Source organism: Acidocella sp. (assembly GCF_035535915.1).
Lineage (GTDB): Bacteria > Pseudomonadota > Alphaproteobacteria > Acetobacterales > Acetobacteraceae > Acidocella.
In genome coordinates, this window is sequence record NZ_DATLPB010000010.1 from 1 (window position 1) to 7,106 (window position 7,106).

Annotated in this window: 6 protein-coding genes; 4 read left to right on the forward strand and 2 right to left on the reverse strand. The window is 64.9% G+C overall.

Annotation, left to right across the window (positions count from 1 at the left end):
* Nucleotides 1–173: 173 nt before the first annotated feature.
* Nucleotides 174–869 carry a dethiobiotin synthase gene (bioD, locus tag VNC39_RS01265; protein ID WP_325395386.1) on the reverse strand — a complete coding sequence of 232 codons (696 nt, stop codon included), beginning with the start codon at nt 867–869 and terminating at the stop codon, nt 174–176.
* Between the two features lie 64 nt (nt 870–933).
* Here bioD and bioB point away from each other — a divergent pair, with 64 nt between their 5' ends.
* Both bioB and VNC39_RS01275 read left to right on the forward strand, forming a co-directional pair.
* The gene (bioB, locus tag VNC39_RS01270) at nt 934–1,899 is read left to right on the forward strand and encodes a biotin synthase BioB (RefSeq protein ID WP_408839975.1); all 966 of its coding nucleotides are present in this window, start codon (nt 934–936) and stop codon (nt 1,897–1,899) included.
* Entirely contained in the window at nt 1,896–3,146 is a 1,251-nt protein-coding gene (locus tag VNC39_RS01275) for an adenosylmethionine--8-amino-7-oxononanoate transaminase (protein ID WP_325395390.1), read from the forward strand. The genes bioB and VNC39_RS01275 overlap by 4 nt, the downstream gene beginning before the upstream one ends.
* A gap of 174 nt (nt 3,147–3,320) precedes the next feature.
* Here the strand turns inward: VNC39_RS01275 and VNC39_RS01280 are convergent, their stop codons facing one another.
* Nucleotides 3,321–4,901 carry an MFS transporter gene (locus VNC39_RS01280; RefSeq protein ID WP_325395392.1) on the reverse strand — a complete coding sequence of 527 codons (1,581 nt, stop codon included), beginning with the start codon at nt 4,899–4,901 and terminating at the stop codon, nt 3,321–3,323.
* A gap of 118 nt (nt 4,902–5,019) precedes the next feature.
* Between VNC39_RS01280 and VNC39_RS01285 the strand changes: the two genes are divergently transcribed.
* Both VNC39_RS01285 and VNC39_RS01290 read left to right on the forward strand, forming a co-directional pair.
* Nucleotides 5,020–5,922 (forward strand): LysR substrate-binding domain-containing protein, encoded by a 903-nt coding sequence (locus tag VNC39_RS01285; protein ID WP_325395394.1) that lies wholly within the window; start codon nt 5,020–5,022, stop codon nt 5,920–5,922.
* 219 nt (nt 5,923–6,141) lie between these two features.
* On the forward strand, nt 6,142–7,106 hold a 965-nt coding region (locus VNC39_RS01290), incomplete at its 3' end, for a cache domain-containing protein (RefSeq protein ID WP_325395396.1).

The window sequence follows — 7,106 nt, forward strand, 5'->3', positions numbered from 1 at the left end:
CTCTTCCTCAAGGAATGCGAGTGGAGGTTCAACGACGGCTCTCCCGCCCAGCTCTTGAAGCAGCTCAAGCGCTGGGTCAGAAAGAATTCACCCTAACATCTGGGACAGCCCCAAAGTTTTTGCGCCGCTTTTTTTTAAAAAGCGGCCGCTTACTTATCCTTGTCCTTCCTTCCTTACCCTCCCGTCTCCGCATCAGCCTCAAGCTCGCCCAAACTCGCCACCAGGGCGCGGAACGGCGGCGCAGCGGCGTTGCGTGGGATTTGGTGGATCGGGTGCGGCAGGCGGAGGGCCAGCGTTGCGGCGGTTTCTTCCAGGCTGACCGGCGCGCCCACGCTCTCGTTCAGCACGATCGCGGCGACCGGGATGCCGCGCACCACCAGCGCCTCGGCGGCGGTGATGGTATGGCTGAGCGTGCCGAGATAGGTGCCGGCCACCAATATGGCGGGCAGGCGCAAGGCGGCGATGAGGTCGACGACCAGGTGCGTGTCGTCCAGCGGCACGGCGACGCCGCCCACGCCTTCGATCAGCAGCACGTCCGGGGCGGCCTGGGTCGCCGCTTCGCAGAACGCGGTGAGGGTGGCGAAATCGATTTTCCGCCCCTCGCGGGCGGCGGCCATGTCCGGGGAGAGCGGCGCGGCGAAGCGCCAGGGGGTGAGGGCGGCGATGTTGCGCAGCGTGACCTTTTTGCCCATGGCGGCGAGCAGCCGAGCCGGGTCGGAGGATGCCGCATTGGCCTCGTCATAGCCCGAGAGCACCGGCTTGATCGCCGAGAAATCCAGCCCCACCTGCCGCGCCGCGCGGATGATGTTGGCGGTGACGTAGGTCTTGCCGATATCGGTCCCGGTGGCGGTCACGAAATAGCTGAGCATGGTCAGAACCCTTTCCAGCCATAGAGCATGTGGTTAAACCTGAGGGAGATTCGAGTAGAGGAGTTTGCCGGTGCCGGAAAGCCATATCGCTGTTGAGCCGCGCTGGAGCCGCGACGCGGTCGCCGAGTTGCTGGCATTGCCGTTTCCGGAGCTGCTTTATCGCGCGCAGACCGTGCATCGCGCGCATTTCGACCCGACGCGCGTGCAGATTTCCACGCTGCTGTCGATCAAGACCGGCGGCTGCCCGGAGGATTGCGGCTATTGCCCACAGGCGGCGGGCTACGACACCGGCACCAAGGCCGGCAAGCTGATGGAAGTCGAGAAAGTGCTGGCCGAGGCGCGCGCCGCCAAGGAGAAGGGCGCGCAGCGTTTCTGCATGGGGGCGGCCTGGCGCTCGCCCAAGGACCGCGATCTCGACACGGTATGCGACATGATCTCCGGCGTGAAGGCGCTGGGCATGGAGACCTGCGTGACGCTCGGCATGCTCAGCTTCCCGCAGACGGCCAGGCTGAAGGCGGCCGGGCTCGACTATTACAATCACAACCTCGACACATCGCCGGAATATTATGGCAAGGTGATCACCACCCGCGTGTATCAGGACCGGCTGGATACGCTCTCGCATGTGCGTGACGCCGGCATCAATGTGTGCTGCGGCGGCATTGTCGGCATGGGCGAGGATGAGGGCGACCGCGCCGGGCTGATCGCGGCGCTGGCGAGCCTGCCGAAGCCGCCGGAATCCGTGCCGATCAACGCCCTGGTGGCGGTGGAGGGCACGCCTTTGGCCAAATCCGCGCCGATCGATGCCATCGATTTCGTCCGCGTGGTGGCGGCGGCCCGCATCACCATGCCGGAGAGCTATGTGCGGCTCTCCGCCGGGCGTGAGGCGATGAGCGACGAGGCCCAGGCGCTTTGCTTCCTCGCCGGCGCCAACTCGATCTTCCACGGCGAGAAGCTGCTCACCACCAGGAATGCCACGGTTCCCCATGACGAGGCTTTGTTCGCCAAGCTCGGGATGCGTGCCGAGTCTTGAGCTGGCTGGAGGAAGGCTGGCGGCATGTCTGGCTGCCATATGCGCAGATGCAGACCGCGCCGCTGCCGCTGCCGGTGGCGCGCACGGAGGGGAGCCGGATTTTTCTTGAGGATGGGTGGGTGCTCGTCGACGGCATCGCCTCCTGGTGGACCGCCTGCCACGGCTACAATCATCCGCACATCCAGCAGGCGGTGCGTGCCCAGCTGGAGCGCCTGCCGCATGTGATGTTCGGCGGGCTGGGGCATGAGCCGGCCTACCGGCTCGCCACGCGCCTGGCGAAGCTTATGCCGGACCCGCTGAACCGGGTGTTCTTCACCGATTCCGGCTCGGTCGCGGTGGAAGTCGCCGTCAAGATCGCGGTGCAGGCGCGGCTGAACCGGGGTGAGCGCGGTCGGACCAAAATTCTTGCCTTCACGAACGGCTATCACGGCGACACGCTGGGCACGATGGCGATCTGCGACCCGGAAGAGGGGATGCACAGCCTGTTCGCCGGCCTGCTGCCGGAGCATCCCGTCGTGCCATTGCCGCGCGACGCCGCCAGCGTTGTCGCGTTCGAAGCCTGCCTCGAACAGCATGCCGGCACGCTCGCCGCCATCATCGTCGAGCCGCTGGTGCAGGGGGCGGGCGGCATGGTGCTGCATCAGCCGGAGGTGCTGAAACGCCTGCGGGCGGCGGCGGACTATTACGGGCTGACGCTGATTTTCGACGAGATTTTCACCGGTTTCGGCCGCACCGGCACGATGTTCGCCTTCCAGCAAGCGGGCGTGGTGCCGGATATCATCACCCTCTCCAAGGCGCTGACCGGCGGCACGCTGCCGCTTGCCGCCACCATCGCCAGTGACGAGTTGTTCGCCGCCTTCCTGTCCGACAGCCCGGCGACGGCGCTGATGCACGGCCCCACCTTCATGGCCAACGCGCTGGGCTGCGCGGCGGCCAACGCCTCGCTCGATCTGTTCGAGACCGAGCCCCGGCTCGACCAGGCGGCGGCGATTTCCGCGGCGCTCGCCGCCGGGCTGGAACCCTGTCGGGGCCTGCCCGGCGTGAAGGATGTGCGGGTGCTGGGCGCGATCGGCGTGGTCGAGCTGCACGCCATCGCCGATCCGGCGGCGCTGCGCATGGCGCTGGTGGCCGAGGGCGTGTGGATCCGCCCGTTCCGCAACATTCTCTATCTTACGCCGGCGCTGACCATCGGGGCGGAGGAGCTGGCGATTCTATGCGGGGCGATCTGCAAGGTACTGAAGAAGTAAGGGAGTAAGCGCTACTTTTTGTGAACAAAAAGTAGCAAAAAAACTTTGTTATGCTGGGCGGAGGGGCTGAAGGTTCCGGCGGTGCGTAGCACCGTTGGAATAGCCCCGGAGGGCATGGGCCGTGTCGGCGACAACGCCCCTGGCCCAGCATAGTAAAAATTTTGCGCCGCTTTTTTAAAAAGCGGCTTCTTTCTTCTGTTTTCGCCGCATGAGAATTGCCACCAGCATGGCGGCGATCGCGGCGATCATGGCGGCGAAGAGCAAGGCGGCGGCGAAGCCGGCGCTATAGCCCTGATGCGCGATTTGGGTGGCGAGTGCCGCCTTGCCGTCGCCCATGAGGCGGAGCGCCGTGGGGGTGTTGCCGGCGACCACCAACTGCGCGAATTCCTGAGCGTTTTCCGGGTCTTGGGTGAGGGCCGCTTGTGCGTGGAGCGCCAGCGTGAAGCGGCCGGCGATCCCGAGAATGGCGCTCAGCATCGCGAATCCCAGCAAAATGCCGCTGAACCGGGCGGTGGTGCTGATCCCCGACGCCATGCCGGCCCGGTCTTTTGGAATGGCGCCCATGATCGCTTTTTGCGTCTCGCCATTCAGCAAGCCGCCGCCGCTCCCGAGCAGCGCCATGCCGATGACGACGATTTGGGCATGCCCGGAATAGGCGGCCCAGGACGTGAGGAGGTCGCCGGCCGAGACGAGTGCGAGGCCAAGCGCGAGAACATGGTGCGAGGCGAGGAAGTGGCCGAGGCGCCGGCCGATGTAGGGAAGAATCAGCATGCCAAGCGCGAAGGGCAGCATCGAGATTCCGGCTACAAGCGGCGCCCGCCCGAGCCCGTTCTGCAGATAGAGCGGGAGGAGCTGGGCCATCACCTGTGCCGTGGCGGCATAGGCGAACATCGCAAGCACGGCGCCGATGAAAGGCGCGGAGCGGAACAGCGAGAGATCGAGCATCGGCCGTGCCTGGCGCGTTTCCACCCGGCAGAAGCAGGCAAAGGAGAGAAGCCCGCCAGCGAAACCCGCCACGGCGTGGGGCGAGAGCCAGCCATGCGCCTGGCCCTGAATGAGCCCCCACGTGACGCCGAACATCGTGCCCGCGAACAGCACGATGCCGGCCGGATCGAGCCGCCGGGCTTGGTCGTCGCGGGACTCCGGCACCAGCGCCAGCGCGGCGCAGCCGAGCCCGATGCAGATCGGCACATTGACATAGAAGGCCCAGCGCCACCCCAGCAGGAAGGCGATGACGCCGCCGAGGATCGGCGCCACCACCATGGTTATCCCCATCACGCCACCCCAGACCGACCAGGCGTGTGCCCGCTCGGCCGGGTCATTGAAGGCATGGCCGATGATGGCGAGCGCCGGGGCCAGGAGGAACGCCGCGCCGACACCCTGCAACGCCCGCGCCACATAGAGGGCGAAGGCGGTCGGCGCCGCGCCGCAGCAGAGCGATGCAAAGGCGAACAAACCAATCCCGCCGAGGAAGACACGCTTGCGTCCGAAACGGTCCGCGATCGACCCCGCCGGAAGCAGCAGGGCGGCAAAGCACAGCACATATGTGCTGATGACCCATTCGACATCGGCAAAATCGGCGCCCAGGCGGCGCGCGACCGTGGGGAGGATGATGGCGACGATGTTGGTGTCGAGCACCGTCATCGCGCAGCCCACCGAAGCCGTGAGCAGGATCGCCAGCTTCGGCCGCATGGCCTCGGCCTGGGGCGCCACCGCCGCGTGGGCGGGCAGAGCGAAGTTGCGCGGCGACGTCATGGCTCGATCATGCTTACTTCCGGATTCGACGCAGCTGCTTCAAGCAAGATTCACAATTAGAATCATTACCGAATTTTCGTGATATAATTTGTTAGGGCCTAATTAAGGAGAAGACCGGATGGAGCTGAGGCATCTGCGGTATTTTGTCGCGCTCGCGGAGCATCTGCATTTCGCGCGCGCGGCGGAGAGCCTCGGCATTGCCCCGCCGACGCTCACGGTGCAGATCCAGGACATCGAACAGATCCTGGGCGTCCGGCTGTTCGCGAGAACCAAGCGAAGCGTGGCGCTGACCGCGGCGGGCGAGTTGTTCCTCGCCGAGGCGAAGGCCGTGCTGGAGCGTTTCGCCCGCGCGGAAAGCGTCGGCCGTCGGGCGGGACGGGGCGAAGTCGGCCGCATCGAGCTCGGCTATGTCGGCTCTGCCATTTATGGTGGCGCAATTCAAGACCAGGCCAGCCGTTTCCGGCAGGCCTGGCCCGGCATCGACATTCGCGCCCGAGAGCTGCCGATGGCGAGCCTGCCGGATCTGATCGATCACGGGCAGATCGATATCGGTTTCGTGCGCACGCCGATGCCTTTGCCGCGCGCGTTGCGGGCGCATGCCGTGCTGAAGGACCAGTTCTGCGTGGCGTTGCCGGCCGATCATCCGGCGTCAATGTCTGACGTGCCGTTGCATGCCGCCGATCTTGCTCGCGACCGCTTTATCGCGCCCGAGCAGCAGGCCGGGACCCATGAGGTCGGGCGGCGCGGGCGATTTGTCCCGAATATCATTGCCGTACCCGGAAGTCTGGTCGCGGTGCTTGTGCAGGTTTCGCTGGGGGCGGGCATCGCCGTTGTGCCGAGCGTGGTCACCGCGGCACTGCACATCCCGAACGTCGTCTTCCGGCCCTTGGCCGGCCCCCAGATACAATCCGAAGTTGTGGCTATTTTCAGGGCCAACGAGCCGGCGCCGGCCGTGAAGAAACTCATCCAGCAGATCATGCACTCGCCCGCCGCCATGCCGGGCGCGGCGCCCGGCGGCTGAGGTGACCAACGGCTATGCGCGCGATCGGGTGTTTCCGTGGCCTCTCTCAGCTGCCGAGGAATGCGGGAATGCCAAAAAAATTGTGGAATATCTATGAATTAGGAAAATGGCGCGTTTTTTCGCTTCGGTAAAAATTGGTTGCGATGCAAGATTTAGTATGCTCAAGGTAGTAGAGATTTAGATTACTGTAATTTAAAGTTGCATGTTAGGAAGGTCTCTATGCGGCTCAACTTGTCGATCCCCAGGCAGTTCACTCTGTTTGGCATACTTGGCGTTCTGTTCACCCTCATTGCATTGGGGATCGGCCTCAGAACCTCATACGACATCGCGCTGCAGGCGAGAGAGGCGCAGATTCAAAACCTAACGGAAGCCGCAGTGACCATGACGGAAGGATTCGTCACGCTGGCCGAGCAGGGCAAGATGACCACGGAGCAGGCGCAGCACGCTGCCATGGCCGCCCTGGCGGCGGCGCGCTTCGACGGTGGCAATTATTTTTATGCCTTTGACGCGAACAACATCTTTCTGGTGATGCCGGTTAAATCCTATCTCGGCACGAACGGGTACGATATGCGCGATCCATACGGCACGTTGAAGAACGCGCCGCTGCTCGATGCCGCGCGCGCCGGCAAGCCGATTTTCAGCCGCTATTATATTCCCAAGGCCGGGCAGACCGTGCCGCAGCCGAAAATTTCCTACGCGCTCGCGGTGCCCCAATGGGGCTGGGTGATCGGCACCGGACTTTACATTGACGATCTGCGCACCGCCTTCATCGACCGCGTGATCGGGTTGGGCGAGATTTTCGTGCCGCTTTTTGTCGTGTTCCTGGGTCTGATCTTTTTCATGAACCGCAACGTCTCGTCTCTGCTGTCCAGTCTCTCGGGCGCGATGGAAAAGATCGCTGGCGCGCAGCTCGATGCCGGTATTCCCGGCCTTGAGCGCCAGGACGATATTGGGCGCATGGCGCGGCGCGTGGCGCAGTTCCGTGACGACGCGGTGGAAAAGCGCGCGCTCGAGGCGCGGGCCGAAGCCGACCGGCAGGCGGCGGACGCGGAGCGCGTGGCCAACGAGGCGGCGCGTGCCGAGACGGCGGCGCAACAGCGCCGGGTGGTGGACTCGGTGGCGGCGGGTCTGGTGAAGCTCTCCGGCGGCGATCTGATGTTCCGCCTGACGGAAGCGTTCTCGGC